The sequence below is a fragment of the Streptomyces sp. RKND-216 genome (assembly GCF_004795255.1).
GTDB lineage: Bacteria > Actinomycetota > Actinomycetes > Streptomycetales > Streptomycetaceae > Streptomyces > Streptomyces hazeniae.
In genome coordinates, this window is sequence record NZ_SSBQ01000002.1 from 4683586 (window position 1) to 4704415 (window position 20830).

General features: G+C 72.1%; 20 protein-coding genes and 3 pseudogenes. 10 read left to right on the forward strand and 13 right to left on the reverse strand.

What is annotated here, in order from left to right; all coding sequences use genetic code 11:
• Window positions 1–34 precede the first annotated feature (34 nt).
• The 5 genes from E4198_RS20450 to E4198_RS20470 all read right to left on the reverse strand — a co-directional run bounded on the left by E4198_RS20450 (window position 35) and on the right by E4198_RS20470 (window position 4031).
• Window positions 35–451: a hypothetical protein gene (locus E4198_RS20450; protein ID WP_136184441.1), complete on the reverse strand. Its 417-nt coding sequence runs from the start codon at window positions 449–451 to the stop codon at window positions 35–37.
• Between the two features lie 88 nt (window positions 452–539).
• Entirely contained in the window at window positions 540–1331 is a 792-nt protein-coding gene (locus E4198_RS20455) for a sulfite exporter TauE/SafE family protein (protein WP_210732863.1), read from the reverse strand.
• A gap of 124 nt (window positions 1332–1455) precedes the next feature.
• A complete protein-coding gene (locus E4198_RS20460; protein WP_136184442.1) occupies window positions 1456–2880 on the reverse strand; it encodes an MBL fold metallo-hydrolase in 1425 nt (474 codons plus the stop codon).
• Window positions 2877–3197 (reverse strand): rhodanese-like domain-containing protein, encoded by a 321-nt coding sequence (locus E4198_RS25215; protein WP_136184443.1) that lies wholly within the window; start codon window positions 3195–3197, stop codon window positions 2877–2879. The genes E4198_RS20460 and E4198_RS25215 overlap by 4 nt, the downstream gene beginning before the upstream one ends.
• A 264-nt stretch (window positions 3198–3461) precedes the next feature.
• Window positions 3462–4031, reverse strand: a complete 570-nt coding sequence (locus E4198_RS20470) for a rhodanese-like domain-containing protein (RefSeq protein WP_136184444.1) — start codon at window positions 4029–4031, stop codon at window positions 3462–3464.
• An 81-nt stretch (window positions 4032–4112) separates the two neighbouring features.
• On the opposite strand from E4198_RS20470, the gene E4198_RS20475 reads away from it, so the two are divergent.
• The 3 genes from E4198_RS20475 to E4198_RS20485 all read left to right on the forward strand — a co-directional run bounded on the left by E4198_RS20475 (window position 4113) and on the right by E4198_RS20485 (window position 5668).
• Window positions 4113–4394, forward strand: coding sequence for a metal-sensitive transcriptional regulator (locus E4198_RS20475; RefSeq protein ID WP_136184445.1), 282 nt, complete (start codon window positions 4113–4115; stop codon window positions 4392–4394).
• A gap of 123 nt (window positions 4395–4517) precedes the next feature.
• On the forward strand, window positions 4518–4826 hold the full coding sequence (locus E4198_RS20480) for a VOC family protein (RefSeq protein ID WP_281727997.1): 309 nt from the start codon (window positions 4518–4520) through the stop codon (window positions 4824–4826).
• Window positions 4827–4978: 152 nt separating this feature from the next.
• Entirely contained in the window at window positions 4979–5668 is a 690-nt protein-coding gene (locus tag E4198_RS20485) for a tellurium resistance protein (RefSeq protein ID WP_136184447.1), read from the forward strand.
• An 84-nt stretch (window positions 5669–5752) separates the two neighbouring features.
• Here the strand turns inward: E4198_RS20485 and E4198_RS25060 are convergent, their stop codons facing one another.
• Both E4198_RS25060 and E4198_RS25600 read right to left on the reverse strand, forming a co-directional pair.
• Window positions 5753–5995 (reverse strand): hypothetical protein, encoded by a 243-nt coding sequence (locus tag E4198_RS25060; protein WP_168711338.1) that lies wholly within the window; start codon window positions 5993–5995, stop codon window positions 5753–5755.
• A 15-nt stretch (window positions 5996–6010) separates the two neighbouring features.
• Window positions 6011–6100, reverse strand: a pseudogene (locus tag E4198_RS25600) (transcriptional regulator); the annotation flags it as partial.
• Window positions 6101–6301: 201 nt separating this feature from the next.
• Between E4198_RS25600 and E4198_RS20495 the strand changes: the two are divergent.
• The gene (locus E4198_RS20495; protein WP_136184448.1) at window positions 6302–6739 is read left to right on the forward strand and encodes a hypothetical protein; all 438 of its coding nucleotides are present in this window, start codon (window positions 6302–6304) and stop codon (window positions 6737–6739) included.
• Window positions 6740–6838: 99 nt separating this feature from the next.
• On the forward strand, window positions 6839–7285 hold the full coding sequence (locus tag E4198_RS20500; protein ID WP_136184449.1) for an ATP-binding protein: 447 nt from the start codon (window positions 6839–6841) through the stop codon (window positions 7283–7285).
• Between the two features lie 40 nt (window positions 7286–7325).
• On the opposite strand, the gene E4198_RS20505 is transcribed toward E4198_RS20500, so the two are convergent.
• From E4198_RS20505 to E4198_RS20515, 3 genes are all read right to left on the reverse strand, one after another.
• The gene (locus tag E4198_RS20505; RefSeq protein ID WP_136184450.1) at window positions 7326–7586 is read right to left on the reverse strand and encodes a hypothetical protein; all 261 of its coding nucleotides are present in this window, start codon (window positions 7584–7586) and stop codon (window positions 7326–7328) included.
• A gap of 181 nt (window positions 7587–7767) precedes the next feature.
• Complete coding sequence (locus tag E4198_RS20510) at window positions 7768–7992, reverse strand: hypothetical protein (protein ID WP_136184451.1); 225 nt, start codon at window positions 7990–7992, stop codon at window positions 7768–7770.
• 147 nt (window positions 7993–8139) lie between these two features.
• Window positions 8140–8628: a VOC family protein gene (locus E4198_RS20515; RefSeq protein ID WP_136184452.1), complete on the reverse strand. Its 489-nt coding sequence runs from the start codon at window positions 8626–8628 to the stop codon at window positions 8140–8142.
• 403 nt (window positions 8629–9031) lie between these two features.
• On the opposite strand from E4198_RS20515, the gene E4198_RS20520 reads away from it, so the two are divergent.
• The 3 genes from E4198_RS20520 to E4198_RS20530 all read left to right on the forward strand — a co-directional run bounded on the left by E4198_RS20520 (window position 9032) and on the right by E4198_RS20530 (window position 16610).
• A complete protein-coding gene (locus E4198_RS20520) occupies window positions 9032–10363 on the forward strand; it encodes an alpha-amylase family protein (protein ID WP_247597964.1) in 1332 nt (443 codons plus the stop codon).
• Between the two features lie 140 nt (window positions 10364–10503).
• A complete protein-coding gene (gene pulA / locus E4198_RS20525) occupies window positions 10504–15873 on the forward strand; it encodes a pullulanase-type alpha-1,6-glucosidase (RefSeq protein WP_136184454.1) in 5370 nt (1789 codons plus the stop codon).
• A gap of 92 nt (window positions 15874–15965) precedes the next feature.
• A complete protein-coding gene (locus tag E4198_RS20530; protein WP_168711483.1) occupies window positions 15966–16610 on the forward strand; it encodes an HAD-IA family hydrolase in 645 nt (214 codons plus the stop codon).
• A gap of 13 nt (window positions 16611–16623) precedes the next feature.
• Here E4198_RS20530 and E4198_RS20535 read toward each other — a convergent pair whose 3' ends face one another.
• Window positions 16624–17352 (reverse strand): TetR/AcrR family transcriptional regulator, encoded by a 729-nt coding sequence (locus tag E4198_RS20535; RefSeq protein ID WP_247597772.1) that lies wholly within the window; start codon window positions 17350–17352, stop codon window positions 16624–16626.
• 44 nt (window positions 17353–17396) lie between these two features.
• A pseudogene (locus E4198_RS20540) lies at window positions 17397–18013 on the reverse strand (response regulator transcription factor).
• A gap of 203 nt (window positions 18014–18216) precedes the next feature.
• On the opposite strand from E4198_RS20540, the gene E4198_RS20545 reads away from it, so the two are divergent.
• Window positions 18217–18981, forward strand: a complete 765-nt coding sequence (locus tag E4198_RS20545; protein ID WP_136184456.1) for an SDR family oxidoreductase — start codon at window positions 18217–18219, stop codon at window positions 18979–18981.
• On the opposite strand, the pseudogene E4198_RS20550 reads toward E4198_RS20545, so the two are convergent.
• A pseudogene (locus E4198_RS20550) lies at window positions 18953–19978 on the reverse strand (histidine kinase); the annotation flags it as partial. The gene E4198_RS20545 and the pseudogene E4198_RS20550 sit on opposite strands and share 29 nt — an antisense overlap.
• A gap of 296 nt (window positions 19979–20274) precedes the next feature.
• On the opposite strand from E4198_RS20550, the gene E4198_RS20555 reads away from it, so the two are divergent.
• Window positions 20275–20712, forward strand: coding sequence for an SPW repeat protein (locus tag E4198_RS20555; protein WP_136184458.1), 438 nt, complete (start codon window positions 20275–20277; stop codon window positions 20710–20712).
• Window positions 20713–20830 lie beyond the last annotated feature (118 nt).

Consider the following 20830-nt stretch of genomic DNA (forward strand, 5'->3'; position numbering starts at 1 on the left):
ATGTGTCACGGACGCGGGGTGGTTGCCGCGCGTCCTACACCCGCAGGACGGAGAGCTCTTCGTAGGACGGTGGAGAAGGCGGCGGTGGTGCCGGGCCGCCACGGCCCGGCACCACCCGTGCGCCGCCGTGATCCCGGGCCGTGGGCGCGCCTGGGACAGCGACGGGCGTGGAGGCCGCCTCGTGGCGGATGGATGCCGGTGCCTCGGCCTGCTCGTCGGCAGCGTTCGCGCAGCCGGACGAAGAGGCGGTGGCATCGGTGGAGGGACCGTCGGCCGCTTGAAGCTGCACATGCGGCTGAGCGGCAGCGGACGAAGGGGCGGCAGGATGGTGCGAGGCCGCGGTGGCGGAGGCCTGCGTGCAGGCGAGACCGGCGACGGCGATCAGCAGCGCCATGGCGGTACGCAGCGCGAACCCGTAGGCCGCGTTTGTCTGGCGCCTGGTGGCTCTCAAGCCTGCCTCCTTCCCGCGGCGGCAAGCCTAGCTGACAGCCGGGGCCGGCCACGTGGGGGCGCCGGGTTGCCGCAAACTCGCGGCTGCGTCACGAGGCCAGCACCGAGGGCGCGAGCAGCGCGGTGGTGGCGACGGCTGCGGCGACGGCGAGGACGACGTACGCGAAGGCGCGGCGTATGGTCGCGGCCGGGAGCCGGGGCGCGACGCGGGCGGCCAGCAGCGAGACGATCACGGACGATGCGGCGAAGAGCACCAGGACGGTGTAGTCGATGCCGCCCACGGCGCTCGCGTGCGCGCTGAGTCCGGCGACGGAGTTGATGAACACCACGGCGAGGGAGGTCGCGACGGCCTGCTGGGCGCCCAGCCCGAGCAGGAGGCTGAGGGCGGGAACGATCACGAAACCGCCGCCGACGCCGAACAGACCGGTCAGCAGCCCGACGCCGGCGCCGGCGAGAATCGACTTGGGCAGGCAGCTACGCCAGTTGATGCCGCCCTCGCGGGTGCGGCAGGCGCCGCCGGCCTCGTCGCTGCCACGGAGCATGCGCACCGCGACGACCACCATGAGGGCGGCGAAGGCGAGGAAGAGCCAACGCTCGGGGATCAGGCGTCCCAGCGCGGCGCCGGCGAAGGCGGCCGGGATGCCGGCGGCGCCGAAGACACCGGCGATGCGCCATTGGACCGCGTGCCGGCGTTCCCGGGGGAGGACGCCGCCGAGGGAGGAGACGGCCACTACCGCGAGGGAGGCGGGGATGGCGGCGTGGAGTGGCTGCCCGACGCCGTAGACCAGGGCCGGCACCGCGAGGATGGATCCTCCGGCACCCAGGAGGCCGAGCGCGAGTCCGATGACGGCGCCGAAGAGCACGGCCAGAATGCTGATCACCTCATGTGTGTAGGGCGCCCCGCGGATCGTCAGGGCGGACACCACTGGTAGCGACGTGCCGGGGCGGGGTCGGTGACCGGGGCTGCGAGCGCCCCGGTCACCGACCCGATGATGGCCGGCTCAGTCAGGCGCCGGTCACGGGTACCCCGGCGCCTTCGGCGGTGTCGAAGTGGTCGTCGACGATGACCGCGCGGCGGCCTGCCTGTTCCAGGACCGAGGCTGCGGCAGTGGCGCGGTAGCCGCTGCCGCAGTGCACCCACACGGCGCCGGCAGGGATATCGCCGACGCGATCCTTGAGCTCGTACAGCGGGATGTGCACCGCGCCCTCGACGTGCGAGGCCCTGAACTCGTTGTTGGTCCGCACGTCCAGGACCACGTCCGCGGCCGGCAGGCCGCCGGTGCGGCCCTGCAGCGCGGCGGCCAGGTCGGCGAAGCTGGCCGTGTCGGCGTCTTGGAGCTGGTCGGGGTCGGCGGCGAGCTCGGCGGGCTGGCCAGTGGCGGCGCCGGCGAGGTCGTCGATGCCGATGCGTGCCAGTTCCCGCTGTGCTGCGGCGACCTGCTCACTGCTCTCGCCGACCAGGGTCACCGGGGCGCCCCAGTCGATCATCCAGCCGAGCCAGGTGGCCATGGGGCCGTCGAGGCCGAGGCTGACGATGCCAGCGAGGTGGGAGGCGGCGTATGCCTTGCGGTTGCGCAGGTCGACCACCCACTCGCCGCTCTCCAGGCGCTGCGCCAGCTCCTGCGGTGTGGTGGTCGCCGGGGCGCGCAGGTCCAGCGGCTCGGGCCCTTCGGCGTTCTTCACGCCCATGTGCGCGTAGTAGGCGGGGTAGGCGTCCAGGCCGGACAGTGTCTGCTCGACGAACTCCTCCTGGGCAAGCGTGAGGGCGGGGTTGATGCGGCGCTGTTCGCCGATGTCGGCGGTGTCGCCGGCCGCCTGGGTGGCCGAGCAGAAGCTGCCGAAGCCGTGGGTGGGCCACACCTGTGCACCGTCGGGCAGCAGGTCGGCGAGCTTGTGGGCGGAGGCGTGCTGGTGGCGGGCCAGTTCGTGGCTGTGCTCGGTGCCCAGGAGGTCGGTGCGGCCGGTGGTGCCCAGCAGCAGCGAGCCGCCGGTGAACACGCCGACCGGACCGGAGTCGCCCTCCAGCGCGTAGGACAGGTGGTGGAAGGTGTGCCCCGGGGTAGCGAGCACCCGGACGCGCATCCGGCCGGAGAGTTCCAGCACCTCGCCGTCGCGCAGTGGCCGGTGGGCGAACGGCGCCTGGTCCGCTGCGGCCACGCCGTACTCGGCACCGGTCAGCCGGGCCAGCTCCAGCCCGCCGGAGACGTAGTCGTTGTGCACGTGCGTCTCCAGCACGGCCGCGATCCGCACGCCGAGCCGCCCGGCCTCGGCGATCACCCGGTCCACGTCCCGCTGCGGGTCGACCACCACGGCCACCTCGCCGTCGGCCGCGAGATAGCTGCGGTCACCGAGCGACGACGTCGCCACCGTTGACACCGACAGCCCGCCCGGGAGCGTCTCCTCGGCCTGCTTGTTCGCCGTGTCCGTCACTGCTTCGCTCCTTCGACTTCGCGACCGGACTCGATCCACGCCGACGTACCGCCGGCGACCGAGACGGCCGTCACTCCTGATTGCTCCAGCGCGCGCGCAGCTTCGAGGCTGCGACGGCCGGACTGGCACACCACGTGCACACCGTCCGATCCCGCGCTCGCGGGATCGGCCAGCAACTCCTCCAGCGGCACATTCACCGCCCCCGGCACATGGCCCTGCGCGTACTCCTGCGGCGAGCGCACATCGAGTACCCGCACCCCGCGCTCCCGCGCGGCGGCCAGCTCTTCCACGGTCACCTCGCGCACCGTGCTGTTCATCACCGAGACTCCTTACCCGAGGGGGTATTTTTCGGGTTGCCGCAGGGTGGCGCCTGGAAACCCGGCAGCGGTGGTTCCCGTCGCCGGTATCCACCCACATCTACAATACCCGGGGGGGTATTTATTCCGTTGCAGGGGCCTGTCGGCGGCGGGGTGGGGTCTAGGCACGGGAGGCCGGGGCCCGCTTCTCGCGCCCAAGCCGCGGGGTGTCCGGGTGGAAGGCGTCTCGGTCCAGGAATGGGCCGCTGCGGCGCCCCGGTTCCGCTAACGGTCCAGGTTGCTCAGGGTGTCGCGGAGGTCGCACTGGGGTGTGCGGTTGTGGGGCAGCTTGGCCAGCACGGCGGCCATGCCGCACGTGTCGGTCACGGCGGAGAAGACCAGGCCGGCCGCGATGCCCGCGGACAGCAACTGGAAGGCCGGGTGCACCAGAAGGCCGAGGAGGAGTCCGGTGAGGACGAGTGCGCCTGCGGTGAGGCGGACCTGGCGTTCCATGCCCCAGGTGGTACGGGCTCCCTCGGGGCGGTGGACTTCGCCTCCGTGCTGGGTCCACGCCTGCGTGCCGCCAGTGAGCGTGGTGGCGCTTACGCCGTGTTCTGCGAGCGTGGCGGATGCCTGGCTGGAGCGCGCGCCGGAAGCGCACACGACCAGCAGCTCACCGCGGGCGGCTGCGTTCTGCAGCGTCGGCAGAGCGGTCGAAAGCTGGTCGAGGGGCACATTGTGTGCTCCCGGAAGGTGACCGGAGGCATACTCCCCCGGCGTGCGGACGTCGATGATGGTGTAGTCCTCCAGGCGTGAGGCCGCCTGTGTGGGGTGGACCGCGGTGGGGGCGGGCATCGATGAGTGTCCTCTCGGTGTTGACGGATGAGCTTTCCCCCGAGAGTACAATACCCATGGGGGTATTCAAGAGGAGGCATTGTGGAGCTGGACATGGCCGCCGACGAGCTGAAGGCGGCGCTGAACCGGCTGCGGCGCGCTCAAGGGCAGCTCGCCGGAGTCATCAAAATGATCGAGGACGGGCGGGACTGCGAGGACGTCGTCACCCAGCTCGCCGCCGTCTCCCGCGCCCTGGACCGAGCCGGCTTCGCGATCATCGCCACCGGGCTGCAGCACTGCCTGACCGAACAGAGCGAGCAGCAGCCCGGCGACCGGGAGCGGCTACGCGCCCGCCTGGAAAAGCTGTTCCTGTCCCTGGCCTGAGGAGCCCGTCACCCTCTCTCGGTCTGCGAGGGTCTGCGAGGGTCTGCGAGGGTCCGCTGGGCGTGCGCCGGGCCTCGCCGGCGCATCCTCGGCGAGCTGGCGGAACGGGACGGCCAGACGCTGGTGAAGAAGCGCGACGTACCGCTCGGTGAGGCGCGCTCGCTGACCGTGGTCTCGCCCGAGGACCCCGACGGCACCGAGCTGCTGCTGGAGCCTTCCGGGCACCCCGCCGTGCAGCCGTACAAGACCTCGCTCGTCCAGGACGGCATCCCGGCCACCTCCTTCGCCGTGGCCGACGTACCGGCGGAAGCCGGCCGGCTGCGCGAGCTCGGCGTGCAGTTCACCCAGGAACCCCTGGAGATGGGGCCCGTCACCACCGCGGTCTTTGACGACGCCTGCGGCAACCTGATCCAGATCGTGCACAGCAAGTAGCTATTGGTCCGGGCCGGGAAGGGCGGAGGAAGGCGGGGCGGGAGTACCGTGCGGGGGAGAGCTACCCGTCGGGATGGTGCGTACGAAGAGCGCACCGGCGTCGGTGTCCCGCTCGACGCTCGCGTACAGCCCAGCACAGAAGGAAGTCAGACATGGCGGAATCCGACAGCGGCGGTCCGGTGAGAAGCGACACCTCCGGGAAGGTCACGCTCACCAAGAGTGCCCCCAAGGTCTCACTCGACAAGCCCCGTTCCGGCGGTGAACTCACCGTGAATCTCAACTGGAACGCCCGTGGTGCCGAGGGTGCGGCAGGCGGGACGGGTAAGCGGGGCCTGATGGCCAAGCTGCAGACGGCGTTGCAGCCGAAGCAGGGGATTGACCTCGACCTCGGCTGTCTTTGGGAGTTCACCGACGGCTCCAAGGGCGCGGTCCAGGCAGTCGGCAACTCCTTCGAGGCCCGGGACTCCTCCGGGCGGCCCGTGCTCCAGCTGGACGGCGACGACCGTTCCGGTGCCGCGGCGGGCGGCGAGAACCTGCGTATCGACCTGGGTCGGATCGACTCCCTCAAGCGGGTCCTGGTCTTCGCCATGATCTACGAGGGTGTGCCGAACTGGGAGGCCGCGCGGGCGGTCGTGACGCTGGACGCCCCGGCTCAGGCGCCGATCGAGGTCCTTCTCGACGAGGCCGACCCCAACGCCCGGATCTGCGGCGTCGCGCTGATCGAGAACACCGCTCAGGGCCTTTCCGTGCGGCGCGAGGTCCGTTACGTCAAGGGTTCCCAGCGCGTGCTGGACCAGGCGTACGGCTGGGGGCTGAGCTGGGCTCCTGGGCGGAAGGACTAGCACCAGGGGCGCGGAGACGGCGAGGAGCCCGTCCGCGTCCGGACGGCGCGCCGCGCTTCACGACGGAGCCGAAGAACCGGTGGGTCAGCCCCAGCCGAGTTCTCCGGTGGAGGTGGCGTGCGGCTGGTCGAACGGCGGCGGGTCCGGCATGCGGCCGGTCGTGAGCACGTCGGCGAACGTCTCCAGGCAGGCGCCGAGGGAACGCCAGGCGGCGGCTTCGTCGAACGTGCCCGGGGCGTCGTGCGGGACCAGGCCCATGCGTCCCCGGCCGGGGCCGGGTCGCATGTCGAGGCATTCAAGGTCGCCCTGGAAGTGGGTGACCGGCATCCACAGGCGATGCCCCCGCACCAGGCGGGCGAACTCGTCGCGGGTCAGGCTCGCGTGTTCGCGGAGCGCCTGGACGACCGCGCCGAAGGTGCGGAGGCTGTCGGAGCCTCCGGTTCGCCGCCCGCGTTGTCCTTGCCGTTCCTGCTCTCGCCCCTTCCGGCCACCCTCCCGCAGTACCCGCCCGCCTGACGGATCGTCACACTGTCTAACGCGTACCGCAGCCGTTGGTGCGCGTACGCTCCCGGCGCGTACGCGCACGCCACGGGGCTGCCGACGGGGCGTGCCGGGCCGGGGGATGCTCTGCGCATGGCCGTCTTCCGCGACTTCAACTTCAAGCTGCTGGTCGTCGAGCAGCTCATGTACCGGCGCGAACTGCTCACCCCGCAGTTCCGGATCGCCGACCGCATGCGGGAGCGCGGCGTCACGGACGTGCAGGGCTGGACGTTCGACAACGACCTCGCGTTCACGGTGCTGGAGGAGTCGCGGGCGTACTTCGCGGAGCTGGAGATCCCGGACGACCTGCTGGCGAAGGTCGAGGAGCTGTGCGTCGACGGTGGGCTGGAGGTTTACCAGGAGTGCGCGCCCGTCTGGGACGGAGAGGACGACCTGTTCGACGTCCGCTCACTGGACGACCTGGACCTGCTGCCGAACCTCCGGCGCGTCGAGGGCGTGGAGGCCTGCGCGATCATGTCGGTGCCGGACGCCGTCGAACTCCTCGCGGCACGGGGCATCGTGGCCGACTGAGGGGGCACGCGTACGTGGCGCCGCGGTGCCGCGTACGACGGCTCGCAGTACGCGGACCCAGGCTGGAAAACGGGCGTCCGCGCAGGTCAGGGTGTGTCCATGCGATCGACCTCCGCCCCCGAGGGCACCGGCGCCGTGCGCCTGTTCACGCAGCGGTTCAGCTCCACGCGGCTCGGCGCGCGGCTCGCGCGGCACCTGGCGCTGCATCAGCTGGAGCGCTGGGACCACCCGCACGGCACGGCCGTGTCCGACGCCGCCGCGCTGCTCGTGGCGGAGCTGGCGGCGAACGCCGTCACCCACGGCCGCGTTCCCGGGCGGGACTTCGAGCTGCGGCTCCTGCTGGCCTGCGGCACGCTCCGGGTCGAGGTGACCGACGCGCGGGACGAGCGACGACCGCCGCCACCGGGTCACCTTCCCGAGCCGAAGCCGCACGCCGAGCGCGGGCGCGGCCTGCACCTCGTCGAGGCGCTGGCCGACCGGTGGGAGGTGCTGGACCGGGTGCCGGTCGGCAAGACGGTCGCCGCCGAGCTGGACCTGCCACGCTGACCCCGGCCGCGCCCCGCCGCACGGCGGGGCGCGGCCGGGGTCACTCCTCCCGGGGGCGTGCGGCGGCCTGCTTGCGGTCGTAGTAGACCCCGAAGATCAGTCCCGCGAAACCCATGGCGATGCCAGCCAGCGCGCCCTTCGCCGCGATGCTGTTCAGCGGCGTGGTGAGCAGCACCGCGACGGTCATAGCGACCAGCAGCACCCCCACCGCGATCTGCATCGGGACCTTCCACCGCTGCATGCGGGCCACCTCTCCGTTCTGCCGGAACCGCTCGTTCCGTTCTGTGTTGCCGTACTGCATGGTGAGCCACCGCCCCGCACGTCGACACCGGACCCGACGGCTTCCAGCACTTCCGCCAGCAGGTGCGCCGCATCGCGGATGAGCGCCCCGCGAGTGGGTAGAAGCTGGTGTCGCCAGGTCGTGACCGGCCCAGGCGGTGATGAGCCTGCGGGTCCCGCCGACGGATCAGGCGATGCCGCTCTCAGCTCTGGACGGGGGCGATCGGTGTGCTCTGCTCCAGGCGGCTCCCCGGGGTTGCGGCGAAGTCCTCGGCCGTCTCCAGCCGCATGCAGCTTCTCCACCTGTTCGGCGGCGGGTGCTGGTAGGTTCGCACGCGCTCCAGCAGAGCATCGCGCTCATCGGCGTCCGGGCCGGTCTCCTCGTAGTGCCGAATGGTGCGCAGGGGCAGTTCCGTCCGCGCGACCAACCATCTCGCCGATCTGCAGGTGCCTGGTCTTCACGCCCGCGTTCCCTGGTCCTTCCACCGGACGGCGGGCGCAGTACGGCACCCGCGTCGGCCGCGTGCGCTGGCCTGACGCTCAGCCCCCGTGCGTCGTAGTCCACGGTCCGAAGCCTATTCGGCGGCAGCGGCCAGGCGACGCCGCAGCTCCTCATCCGGGACGTCCTCCAGGTGGGTGAGGAAGACCCACATGTGCCCCTGGGGGTCCTTGAGGATGACGGTGCGGTCGCCGTGGAACATGTCCGTCGGGGGCTGGAGGATCTCGGCGCCGGCGCCCTCGGCACGCTCCGCCAGGTCGTCGACGTCCGGTACGAAGACGTGCAGCGCGACGGATGTACCTCCGCCCAGTGCGGCGGGGGAGGCGAAGCGGCCGGCCTCCGCCTCGTCCACGCTGGCGTCGCCCAGCATCAGCGCCGACCGTCCGACGGTGATCTCGGCATGCAGGATCCCGCCGCCCGGGGCGTCGATCCGGAAGTCCTCGCGGGCGCCGAACGCCCGCCGGTAGAAGTCGATCGCGGCGGCGGCGTCGTCGACCATGATGTGCGGGACCACGGCGTAGTGGTACTGCTCGGGAATCTCGACGGCGGTGGCGTGCTCGGGCATGGTGAAGCTCCCTCTCCGGGCGCCGCAGGTCGGTCCGACGGCTCTGGAACGAACGTAGAAGTTCACCTTTGGTTCAAGTCAAGCGCCGGTGTCGGGCGGGTGCACGCAACGGCGCGCAAGGTCTTCCGCAAGTTTCAGCAAGCTGTTACGTTCCTTCCCGTCCGGCCCGGTCGGCCGGGGCCCGCCGCATCGGGCCCACGCGCCCGGTCGGCCGGGCCGGTTCACACCGGCAGCTTCAACCGCCTTGCGGGCAGCGGCGCGTGGCCCGGCGGGGCGGCACACCCATCCTCCCGAGGGCCTCCGACCCCGGGAGGGATCACCCCCAGCCCACCCCCAAGGAGGCATTGTGGCCAGGAGAAGGACCACGGGGGCCGCACTCGCGTCGGTCGCGACCGTCGCGGGACTGCTGACCGTCGCGCCCACCCCCACCGCAGAGGCCGCCCCGCCTGGAGGCAAGGACGTCACAGCCGTCCTCTTCGAGTGGGACTTCGACTCCATCGCCCGCGAATGCACGAACACCCTCGGCCCGGCCGGCTACGGGTACGTACAGGTCTCGCCGCCGCAGGAGCACATCCAGGGCGGCCAGTGGTGGACGTCGTACCAACCGGTCAGCTACGAGATCGCCGGACGGCTCGGCGACCGCGCCCAGTTCCGGAACATGGTGAACGCCTGCCACGGCGCGGGCGTCAAGGTCGTCGTGGACGCCGTGATCAACCACATGACCGCCGGCTCCGGCACGGGCACCGGCGGCTCGTCGTACACGCACTACGACTACCCCGGCACGTATTCCGGCGCGGACATGGACGACTGCCGGGACGACATCAGCAACTACGGCGACCGGTACCAGGTGCAGCATTGCGAACTGCTCGGCCTCGCGGACCTGGACACCGGCGAGGACTACGTGCGCGGCCGGATCGCCGGCTACCTGAACGACCTGCTGTCGCTCGGTGTGGACGGCTTCCGCGTCGATGCCGCCAAGCACATCCCCGCCGGGGACCTGGCCAACATCAAGAGCCGGCTCAGCGACTCCGGGGTGTACCTCAAGCAGGAGGTCATCCGGGCGGCCGGTGAGCCGGTCACGCCCGAGGAGTACCTGGGCGTCGGCGACGTGCAGGAGTTCCAGTACGGCAGGGACCTCAAGCGGGTCTTCGAGAACGAGAAGCTGGCCTACCTCAACAACTTCGGCGAGGGCTGGGGCTACCTGGACAGCGGCAGGGCGGGGGTGTTCGTCGACAACCACGACACCGAGCGCAACGGCGAGACGCTCAACTACAAGAGCGGCGCGAACTACACCCTCGCCAACGTGTTCATGCTGGCCTGGCCGTACGGCTCCCCGGACGTCAACTCCGGCTACGAGTGGTCGAACAAGGACGCCGGACCGCCCAACGGCGGCCGGGTGGACGCCTGCTGGCAGGGAGGCTGGAAGTGCCAGCACGCCTGGCCGGAGATCGAGTCGATGGTCGCCTTCCGCAACACCACCCGCGGTGAGCCGGTCACCGGCTGGTGGGACAACGGCAACGACCACATCGCCTTCGGGCGCGGGGGCAAGGGCTACGTCGTGATCAACCACGAGGGCTCCTCCGTCACCCGCACCTACGACAGCGCGCTGCCCGGCGGCACGTACTGCGACGTGCAGAGCGGCACCACCGTGAGCGTGGACGGCGAGGGCCGCTTCAGCGCCACCCTCGGCGCGAACACGGCGCTCGCCCTGCACACCGGCGCCCGCTCCTGCTGACCGCCGCACTCCCGCTCCGATCGCTCTGAGGCGGGACCGCACCACCCGGGCCGCCCGGCACGCTCCGAACCCCGCTGCCGGGCGGCCCGTTCCAGCCACTCACCCTCCCCCTCCTCCACCGCCCCTGAAGGAGAGCCACCGTGCTCGGTTCCTCCGCGCGCAGAGGGGTGGCCGCGGGCATAGCGGCCGCCGTTCTCACCACCCTCGTCACCGCCGCCGCACCCGCGGCCGCGAAGAAGGCGCCACCGCCGCCGTCCGACAAGTCCCTCGCCGCTGAGGTGACGCGGCACGACCTCACCCGCGAGCAGTTCTACTTCGTGCTGCCCGACCGTTTCGCCAACGGCGACACCGGCAACGACGAGGGCGGCCTGACCGGCGGACGCCTCCGGACCGGCTTCGACCCGACGGACAAGGGCTTCTACCAGGGCGGCGACCTCCAGGGCATCATCGACCGGCTGGACTACATCGAGGACCTCGGGACGACGGCGATCTGGATGGCGCCGATCTTCAAGAACAAGCCGGTGCAGGGCGAGGGGAAGAACGCCAGCGCCGGCTACCACGGCTACTGGATCACCGACTTCACGCAGGTCGACCCGCACTTCGGCACCAACGCACAGCTCGAGACGCTGATCGAAGCGGCCCACGACAAGGGCATGAAGGTCTTCTTCGACGTCATCACCAACCACACCGCCGACGTCGTCGGGTACGAGCCGGCGTCCTACGACTACCTGTCCAAGGGCGCCTTCCCCTACCTGACGAAGGGCGGCAAACCGTTCGACGACCGCGACTACGCCGGCGGGAAGCCCTTCCCGAAGGTGGACGAGGGCTCCTTCCCGCGTACGCCCGTCGTGCCGGAGGCGGAGCGGGACGTCAAGGTGCCGTCGTGGCTCAACGACCCGGCGATGTACCACAACCGCGGCGATTCCACGTTCGCCGGCGAGTCCAGCGAATACGGCGACTTCGCGGGGCTCGACGACCTGTGGACCGAACGCCCCGAGGTCGTGCGGGGCATGGAGCGGATCTACCAGCGGTGGGTCCGCGACTTCGACATCGACGGCTTCCGCATCGACACCGTCAAGCACGTCGACATGGACTTCTGGTCGCAGTGGGCCACCGCACTGGACCGGTACGCCGCGAAGAAGGGGCGTGACGACTTCTTCATGTTCGGCGAGGTCTACTCCTCCGACGTGAAGACAACCGCGCCGTACGTGACGCGGGGCCGGCTGGACTCCACCCTCGACTTCCCCTTCCAGGACGCCGCCCGCGGCTTCGCCTCCCAGGGCGGCTCCGCGCAGAAGCTGGCCGAGGTGTTCGCGCAGGACTACCGCTACACCACCGAAGCGGCCAACGCCTACGAGCAGGTCACCTTCCTCGGCAACCACGACATGGGCCGCATCGGCGCCTTCGTCCGCCAGGACAACCCCGACGCGGACGAGGCTGAACTGCTGCGCCGCGACGCCCTCGCCCACGAGCTGATGTTCCTCAGCCGCGGCAACCCGGTGATCTACTACGGCGACGAGCAGGGCTTCACCGGCGCCGGCGGCGACAAGGGCGCCCGCCAGACCCTCTTCGCCTCGAAGACCCCCGACTACCTCGACGACGACCAGCTCGGCACCGACCGCACCCACGCCGAGGACGCCTACGACACCCGCCACCCGCTGTACCGCGCCGTCGCCCGACTCTCGAAGCTCACCACGAAGCACCCGGCGCTGCGCGACGGCGTGCAGGTCGAACGGCACGCGGCCGACGGCCCCGGCGTGTACGCCTTCTCCCGCTTCCCCGCCGAGCAGGACGCACCGGCCCGCGAGTACCTGGTCGCCGTCAACAACGCCGAGGAGAAGCGGACCGCCACCCTCGACACGGCCTCGCCCGGCACCCGCTTCCGCACCCTCCACGGGGAGGGCAAGCCCGTCACCAGCCAGGCCGACGGCACGGTGAAGGTCACCGTGCCCCCGCTGTCCGCCCGGGTGCTGCACGCCGCGCAACCGGTGCCGGAGCCGGAGGACGGGCCGTCCGTCACCCTCACCGCCCCCGAGGCCGGCGCCACTGGCACCGTCGAGCTGAGCGCCGACGTGGACGGCGGCCCCCTCACCCGCGTCGTCTTCGCCGCCCAGGCCGGCGACGGGACGTGGCGCACCCTCGGCACCGCCGACCACGCGCCGTACCGCGTCACCCAGCACGTCGGCGACGACGTCGCCGCCGGAACACCGCTGCGCTACAAGGCCGTCGCCGTGGACCGGCAGGGCCGCCTCGCCTCCGACACGGCCGGCAGCACCGCCGGGCAGCCGCCCGCCGAACAGCCGCCGTCCGCACTGGACCGTGACTGGGCGGTCGTCCATTACCAGCGACCCGACGGCGACTACGACGGCTGGCAGTTCACCGCGGGGGAGCGGACCGCACCCTTCACCGGACGGGACGCCTACGGCGCGTTCGCCTGGGTCACCGTCGCGGACGGCGAGAGCGCCGTCGACTTCCGCATCGAGAAGGACGGCTCGGCCGACGGCGGGGAGCGCAGCATCGACCTGGGCCGCACCGGCGAGGTGTGGGTGCGGCAGGGCGGCGAGGAGACGCTGCCCGAGGCGCCCGACGGCGCGTACCCGCCGCAGGACGAGAACACCGCCGTCGTCCACTACCACCGCCCCGACGGCGACTACGACGGCTGGGGCCTGCACACCTGGACCGGTGCCGCCGACCCCACCGACTGGGCGGAGCCGCTGCAGCCCACCGGCCGCGACGCGTTCGGCGTCACCTTCGAGGTGCCGCTCGCCGAGGGCGCGGGATCACTGAGCTACATCCTGCACAAGGGCGACCAGAAGGATCAGGCCGCCGACCAGTCCCTCGACTTCGCCACCCACGGCCGCGTCGCGTGGAAGCTCAGCGGCAAGGACGGCTACCTGCTCCCCGCCGGCGGCAGCGCACCCGACCTCGACCTCACCAAGGCCGAGGCGCAGTGGATCGACCGCGACACCGTCGCCTGGAACGTCGAGGCCACCGGCGCCACCAGCGAGCAGCTCGTCCACGACCCGAAAGGCCGCATCGGGATCGAGGACGGCGCCCTGTCCCACGAGGGCCGGTGGATCCGGCTCACCCCGGTCGTGGGCGGGCTGACCGAGGAGCAGCGCGCGCAGTACCCGCACCTGGAGGACTACGCCGCCTTCCGCATCGATCCGCGCGACCGCGACCGGGTGCACGAGGCGACCCGCAACCAGCTCGTCGCCACCCAACGGGCGCAGAACGGCGCCCTGCTGGCCGCCACCGGCGTGCAGCTCCCCGGTGTGCTGGACGACCTGTACGGCGCCCGGGCCAAGGACGCCGAGCTGGGCCCGGTCTTCGACGGCCGGGGACGCCCCACGCTGTCGGTGTGGGCCCCCACCGCGCGCACGGTCTCCCTGGAGCTGGACGGCCGCACGGTGCGGATGCGGCGCGACGACGCCACCGGCGTGTGGAGCGTGCGCGGCGGCCGGAACTGGGAGGGGAAGCCGTACCGGTACGTGATCGAGGTGTGGGCGCCGACGGTGCAGAAGCTCGTCACCAACAAGGTCACCGACCCGTACGCGACGGCGTTGACGACCGACTCGAAGCGGAGCCTGGTCGTCGACCTGTCGGACCGGAAGCTGAAGCCGGAGGGCTGGGAGCAGCTGGACAAGCCGGCTGCCACGCCGCTGCGCGACGCGCAGATCCAGGAACTGCACGTCCGCGACTTCTCCGTCGCCGACGACACCAACCGCCACCCGGGGAAGTACCTCGCCTTCACCGACGAGGACTCCGACGGCATGCGGCACCTGCGGAAGCTGGCGAAGGCCGGTACCTCCTACGTGCACCTGCTGCCCACCTACGACCTCGCCTCCACGCCCGAGCGGCGCGGCGACCAGAAGGAACCCGACTGCGACCTGGCCGCGCTGCCCGCCGACTCGGCGAAGCAGCAGGAGTGCGTCGGCGCGGTGCGCGGCGAGGACGCGTACAACTGGGGTTACGACCCGCTGCACTACACCGTGCCCGAGGGCTCGTACGCCACCCGGACGGACGGGCCGCAGCGCACCCGCGAGTACCGGCGCATGGTGCAGGGACTCAACGACGCGGGCCTGCGCGTCGTGCAGGACGTGGTCTACAACCACACCTACGCCGCCGGGCAGGACGGGAAGTCGGTGCTCGACCGCATCGTTCCCGGCTACTACCAGAGGCTGCTGGACGACGGCACCGTGGCCACGTCCACCTGCTGCGCCAACACCGCGCCCGAGCACACCATGATGGGCAAGCTTGTCGTCGACTCCGTCGTCACCTGGGCGAAGGAGTACAAGATCGACGGCTTCCGCTTCGACCTGATGGGCCACCACCCGAAGGCGAACATGGTCGCGGTGCGCGAGGCGCTGGACGAGCTGACGCCGGCGAAGGACGGCGTCGACGGATCGTCGATCATCCTCTACGGCGAGGGCTGGAACTTCGGCGAGGTCGCGGACGACGCCCGGTTCACCCAGGCCACGCAGAAGCACATGGCCGGCACCGGCATCGCCACCTTCTCCGACCGGGCACGGGACGCGGTGCGCGGCGGTGGCCCGTTCGACGAGGACCCCGGCGTGCAGGGCTTCGCCTCCGGCCTCTACACCGACCCCAACGACTCGGAGAACAACGGCACCCGGGAGGAGCAGAAGCAGCGCCTGCTGCACTACCAGGACCTGATCAAGGTCGGGCTCACCGGCAACCTCGCCGACTACGCCTTCACCGACTCGGGCGGGAAGCGGGTCACCGGAGCCGAGGTCGACTACAACGGTTCGCCGGCCGGGTACGCGGACGCTCCCGGCGACGCGCTCGCCTACGCGGACGCGCACGACAACGAGAGCCTGTACGACGCGCTCGCCTACAAGCTGCCGAAGGACACGACGGCCGGGGAGCGGGCCCGCATGCAGGTCCTCGCGATGGCGACCGCGGCACTCTCGCAGGGACCGGCGCTGAGCCAGGCCGGTACCGACCTGCTGCGCTCCAAGTCGCTGGACCGCAACTCCTACGACTCCGGCGACTGGTTCAACGCCATCCACTGGGACTGCCGCGACGGCAACGGCTTCGGCCGCGGGCTGCCCCCCGCGTGGGACAACGAGGACAAGTGGCCGTACGCCAAGCCGCTGCTCACGCGGGACGCGCTGACGCCGGGGTGCGAGGAGATCCGCGGGGCGTCGGGCGCGTACCGCGACCTGCTGCGCATCCGCGCCCGAGAGGACGCCTTCTCGCTGGGGACGGCCGCGCGGGTGCAGGAGCGCGTGTCCTTCCCGCTGTCCGGGACGGACCGGCAGGTCGCCGGGGTGATCGCGATGGAGGTCGGCGACCTGGTCGTCGTCCTCAACGCGACACCCGAGCGCCGGCGGGTCGCCGACGACGGGTGGCAGGACGGCGGCTTCGCCCTGCACCCCGCCCAGGCCCGTGGCTCGGACGAGGTCGTGAAGTCGGCGGAGTTCGACGCCGCGACGGGCACGTTCGAGGTGCCGGGACGTACGGTCGCGGTGTTCGCCGCCCGCTGACGGGCCGCGTCCGCGGTCCTTCCTCGCCGGGACGGCTCCAAGCGGGAGCCGTCCCGGCGAGGCATGAGCGGAGAGTGGTGAGTGGAGTGGCCGTGCAGTACGTCCTGCTCGACGTCGACGGCACGTTGATCGACGCCGTGGACAACCAGCGGCGCGTGTGGCGCACCTGGTCGCGGCGGCACGGGCTGGACGCCGACGAGGTCTACCGGGTGGCAGTGCGGACGAGGCCGCTGGAGACCTTCGCGGAGGTCGCTCCGGGCCGTGATCCGCAGCAGTGCCTGGCCCTGCTGCACGAACTGGAGGACGAGGACGTCCGGTCCGGTACGTACGCGGCCTTCGACGGCGCCGCGGAACTCCTGGACAGCCTCCACCCCGGGACCTGGGCCGTGGTGACCTCGAACTACGCGCACCGGGTCCGCGGGCGCTTCGCCCGGACCGGCCTGCGGGTGCCGGAGGTGCTCGTGGACGCGGCAGCGGTCGAGGAGGGCAAGCCGTCGCCCGTGCCGTACCTGCGGGCGGCCGCGCTCCTCGGGGCCGCTCCGGAGGACTGCCTCGTGGTCGAGGACGCCCCGTCGGGCGTGCGGTCCGGGCTGGACGCCGGGATGACGGTCTGGGGTGTCAACACCCCGGCGGCGGTGGACGGAGTGCACCGTCACTTCGCCACCCTGCGCGCAGCGGTCCGCGAGATCCTCGCCGTCACCTCCGGCCGGGACGCCTCGGACGCTTCGGACCGCTAGCGCCCTCCTCGGCCTACGGCCCGTGCGGGGCTTCGGTGGGGTGGGGCAGGAGGGCGAGGAGTCCGGCCACGAGGTCGGAGAGCGGGCCGTCCGCCGGCTCCTGCTCCACGACCCGCCGCACGACGGCCGCCGTCTCCTCGTCGTGCACGGCGGTCACGGCCGCCAGCGCCACGAAGTCGTGCACCAACTGCACCTCGAGCTCACGCCGTGGCACCTCCCGCCCGTCCAGCCAGGTCAGCGCGGTGGTCTCGGCCAGCCCCACCCAGGAGCGCACCACGAGCGACAGGCGCGGGCCGGGCGACTCGATGCCCAGATGCGAGAGCACCTGCTCGTACGCGGCCTGCCGCACCTCGTCGATGACCGCGCCCGTCTGCGGCGAGCCCACGGTCGTGCCGCCGCGCAGCAGCGCGGAGAAGCCGGGGCCGTGGTCGGCGACGAAGTCGAAGTACCGGCGCATCACGCGCAGCAGGCGTCCGCTCAGCGGGCCCTCGTGCGGCTCACTGAACCGTCCCGCGAGCTCCTCCGCCGCGATCCGGACGGCCGCCTGGTAGAGGCTCTGCTTGCCGGGAAAGTAGTGGTACACCAGCGGCCGCGAGATTCCGGCGGCGTTCGCGATGTCGTCGATGGACACGTCCTCCGGCGCGCGGCTGCTGAACAGCTCCAGGGCGACGGCGATCAGTTGCTGCCGCCGCTCCTCGACACCCATCCTGCGGCGCGCACCGGCGGTCGGTGTGGTGGTCATGTCCCCCAGACTAAGCGGTACCGGGCGCGTGTTCTGACAGGGCGTCAGGCCCTGGAAGGGGGCCTGCCCCGGTCCAGGTAGGCGAGGACCGCCAGGACGCGGCGGTTGTCGTCGTCGGAGGGCGGCAGGTCGAGCTTGGCGAAGATCTGGGAGGTGTGCTTGCCGACCGCCCGCTCGGTGATGACCAGCTGGGCGGCGACAGCGGCGTTGGAGCGGCCCTGGGCGACGAGTTCCATCACCTCGCGCTCCCGCGGCGTCAGCCTGCCCACCGGGCCCTCGTCCCGTTCGCGCCGGGACAGCAGCTGCCGGATCACCTGCGGGTCCATGGCCGTGCCGCCCGCGGCCACCCGCCGCACCGCGTCCACGAACTGCTCCGCGTCGACCACCCGGTCCTTGAGCAGGTACCCGACGCCGCCGGAGCCGTCGGCGAGCAGTTCGCGCGCGTAGAGCTGCTCCACGTGCTGGGAGAGCACCAGTACCGGCAGCCCCGGGCGGGCGCGGCGTGCGGCCAGCGCGCACTGCAGGCCCTCGTCGGTGAAGGTCGGCGGCAGTCGTACGTCCACACCACCGCCACGTCCGGGACATCCTCCGCCAGGGCGCGGGTCAGCCCGGGGCCGGTGTCGACGGCGGCCGCGATCTCGAAGCCGTACGCCTCCAGCAGCCGCACCAGGCCGTCCCGCAGCAGGAACAGGTCCTCGGCGAGCACGACGCGCGCGGTACCGCCCGTCACGGCGTCACCACCTCCCCGGCGCGTGGCCCGGCGGGCGGGTCGCCGGGCGGGCCCCGAAAGACCCTGCGGTGCGGCGCGCGGTGACATAGCGTGTGCGGATCGAACACATCGGGCACGGAGGAGAAGCACCGGGTATGGCACGTGTGAGCGTGATCAGCGGCGGGGGCACCGGCATCGGCCGGGCGACGGCGGAGCGCTTCGCGCGGGACGGCGACCGGGTCGTGCTGCTCGGGCGGCGGGCGGAAGTGCTGGAGACGGCGGCGGACGACCTCCGGGCGCGTGTCGCGGGAGCCGAAGTGAGCACCCGGGCCGTGGACCTCGCCGAGCCCGCGCAGGTCGAGGATCTCTGCGCGGAACTGGCCCAGCGGTACGGCCGCGTCGACGTGCTGGTCAACAACGCCGGCGGCAACGTGGAGATCGGCGCTCCGGCGGAGGCGACGAAGGGACTGGCGGGCGCCGCCGCGCACTGGACCGGCAACTTCCGGTCCAATGTGCTGACCGCCGTGCTGCTCACCGAAGGGCTGCGCGATTCGCTCGCCTCGCCCGGCGGCCGGGTGGTGCTGCTCAGCTCCATCGCCGCCTTCCGCGGCTCCGGCACCGGCTCCTACGCCGCCGCAAAGGCCGCGCTGCACCCGTACGTCTACGACCTGGCGGGGTCCCTCGGACCGCGTGGCGTCACGGTCAACGCCGTGGCCCCCGGCTACATCGAGGACACCGAGTTCTTCCGCGGCGGGATGACCGACGCACGCAGGCGCGTCCTCGTCGAGCAGACCGACACCGGCCGGGCCGGCGTCCCCGAGGACGCCGCCGAGACCGTGCACTGGCTCTGCTCGCCCGGCGCGGGTCACGTCACCGGCCAGATCGTGCAGGTCAACGGCGGTGCCCGGAAGGGGAACTGACCGGCTCCGCCGCGGGGGCGGCCGGCACCTCCATGGTCACCATGGTCGGGCCGCCGGGCGGGCTGCTCACCGCGAGGACGCCGTCGAACCCGGCCAGGCGGCGTTCCACCCCGCGCAGGCCGCTGCCGGCGGACGGGTCGGCGCCGCCCCGTCCGTCGTCGGTGACGGCGACGCACAGCGCGCCCCCGCCGCCCGCTGCCGGGGCGAAGTGCAGGTCCAGCCAGACGCGTCGCGCGCCCGCGTGCCGGGCCGCGTTGGTCAGCACCTCGCTGATCGCGAAGTAGGCTGCCGCCTCGACGGGTTCGCCGTACCGGCCGGGCAGGTCGATGTCGGTCTCCACCGGCACGCAGCAGTGCAGCGCCAGCGCCTCCACCGCGTCGGCGAGGCTACGCTCGGCGAGCACCGGCGGGTGGATGCCGCGCACCAGGTCGCGCAGTTCGGTCAGGGCTGCCGCGGACGACGAACGGGCCTGCGCCAGCAGTGCCTTGGCGCCCGCGGGGTCCTTCTCGATCAGTGCCAGAGCGGTGCCCAGGTCCATCCCCATGGCGACCAGCCGGGCCTGCGCGCCGTCGTGCAGGTCCCGTTCGATGCGCCGCAGGGCGGCCGCGGAGTCGTCCACCGCGTCGTGGCGGGTCTCGGCCAGGCGCCGCACCCGCTGCTCCAGCCGTGCCTCCCGCGTCGGCGCGAGCAGCGCCCGCACGAGGTGGAAGTGGGCGCGCAGCAGTGCCGGATTGGCCACCAGCCCGAGGGCGATCAGCGCCGCACCGAGGGCGGCGCACAGCACCGCGCTGCCGAAGCCCGAGACGGGGATGAACGCGTACCAGTAGGCGCCGGAGACCGCGTGCCACAGCCCGGCGAGCAGCACCAGCCCCTCGACGCCGTACGCGATCAGCGCCACCGGCAGCAGCGCCGTGACGAAACCGGCGACCGCGTCCACCAGCAGCCACAGCACGTCGCGCCAGGTGGCCGGGTCGCGCAGGAGCAGTGTGCACCGCTCGGGTGTCGCTCGCGCTGTTCATCGTCACGGTGGTCTCGCTCGCCTTCCTGCTGCTGGGCGTCGGCTTCCTCACGACGCCCGCCGTGCTCACGCTGGTGCGGATGCATGCCGCCGCCCCGCCGGGGGTGGTGCTGTCACCACCCCCGGCGGGGAACGTGGTTACCCGGTCAACCTTTTTGCCCGGGTATATACCTCTTCGGCGTTCCGGCGCGCACAATGGGAGAAGGCGACATGTATATGTCGCCCGGCTGAGCACCACGCGGTCGGACTTGCGACACGAGTAGGAGGCGAGTCGGATGGCCGATGTGTCTCACCGGGGAGACCTGGCGGGTCACCCCGACGCGATGGAGATGCGGGAGAGGTACTCCCGCGTACTCAAGGGAAGGGACGTGGCGTTCGTCGACGGGCCGGTCTTCCTCGTCGGCCTGTACTGCGCCGTGTCCCCCTGGGTGGTGCACTACTCCGGCAATCAGCCCGCACTGACGACGCACGCCCTGATCATGGGCATCGCGATCGCCCTGCTGGCACTCGGATTCACCGTGACGCCGGAGCGGATGTACGGCCTGAGCTGGGCCATGTGCGCGATGGGCGCATGGATCATCGTCTCGTCCTGGGTGGTCGGCGACAGTCCCGACGCCGGCATCATCTGGAACAACATCATCGTCGGCGGGCTCGCCTTCCTTCTGGGCGTGGCCTGCGTCGGCGTGGTAGCCAGGAGCGGCCGCGCCACGTGACCGGAGCCCGGCGTAGGCCGGGGAAGGCACCGACGACACACACCCCGAACCCCGCAAGAGCCCGGAGGTGAAAGGGCCCGGGCACGGCTGGCGCGCCGCTCGCGCGAGAAGCGGCGCG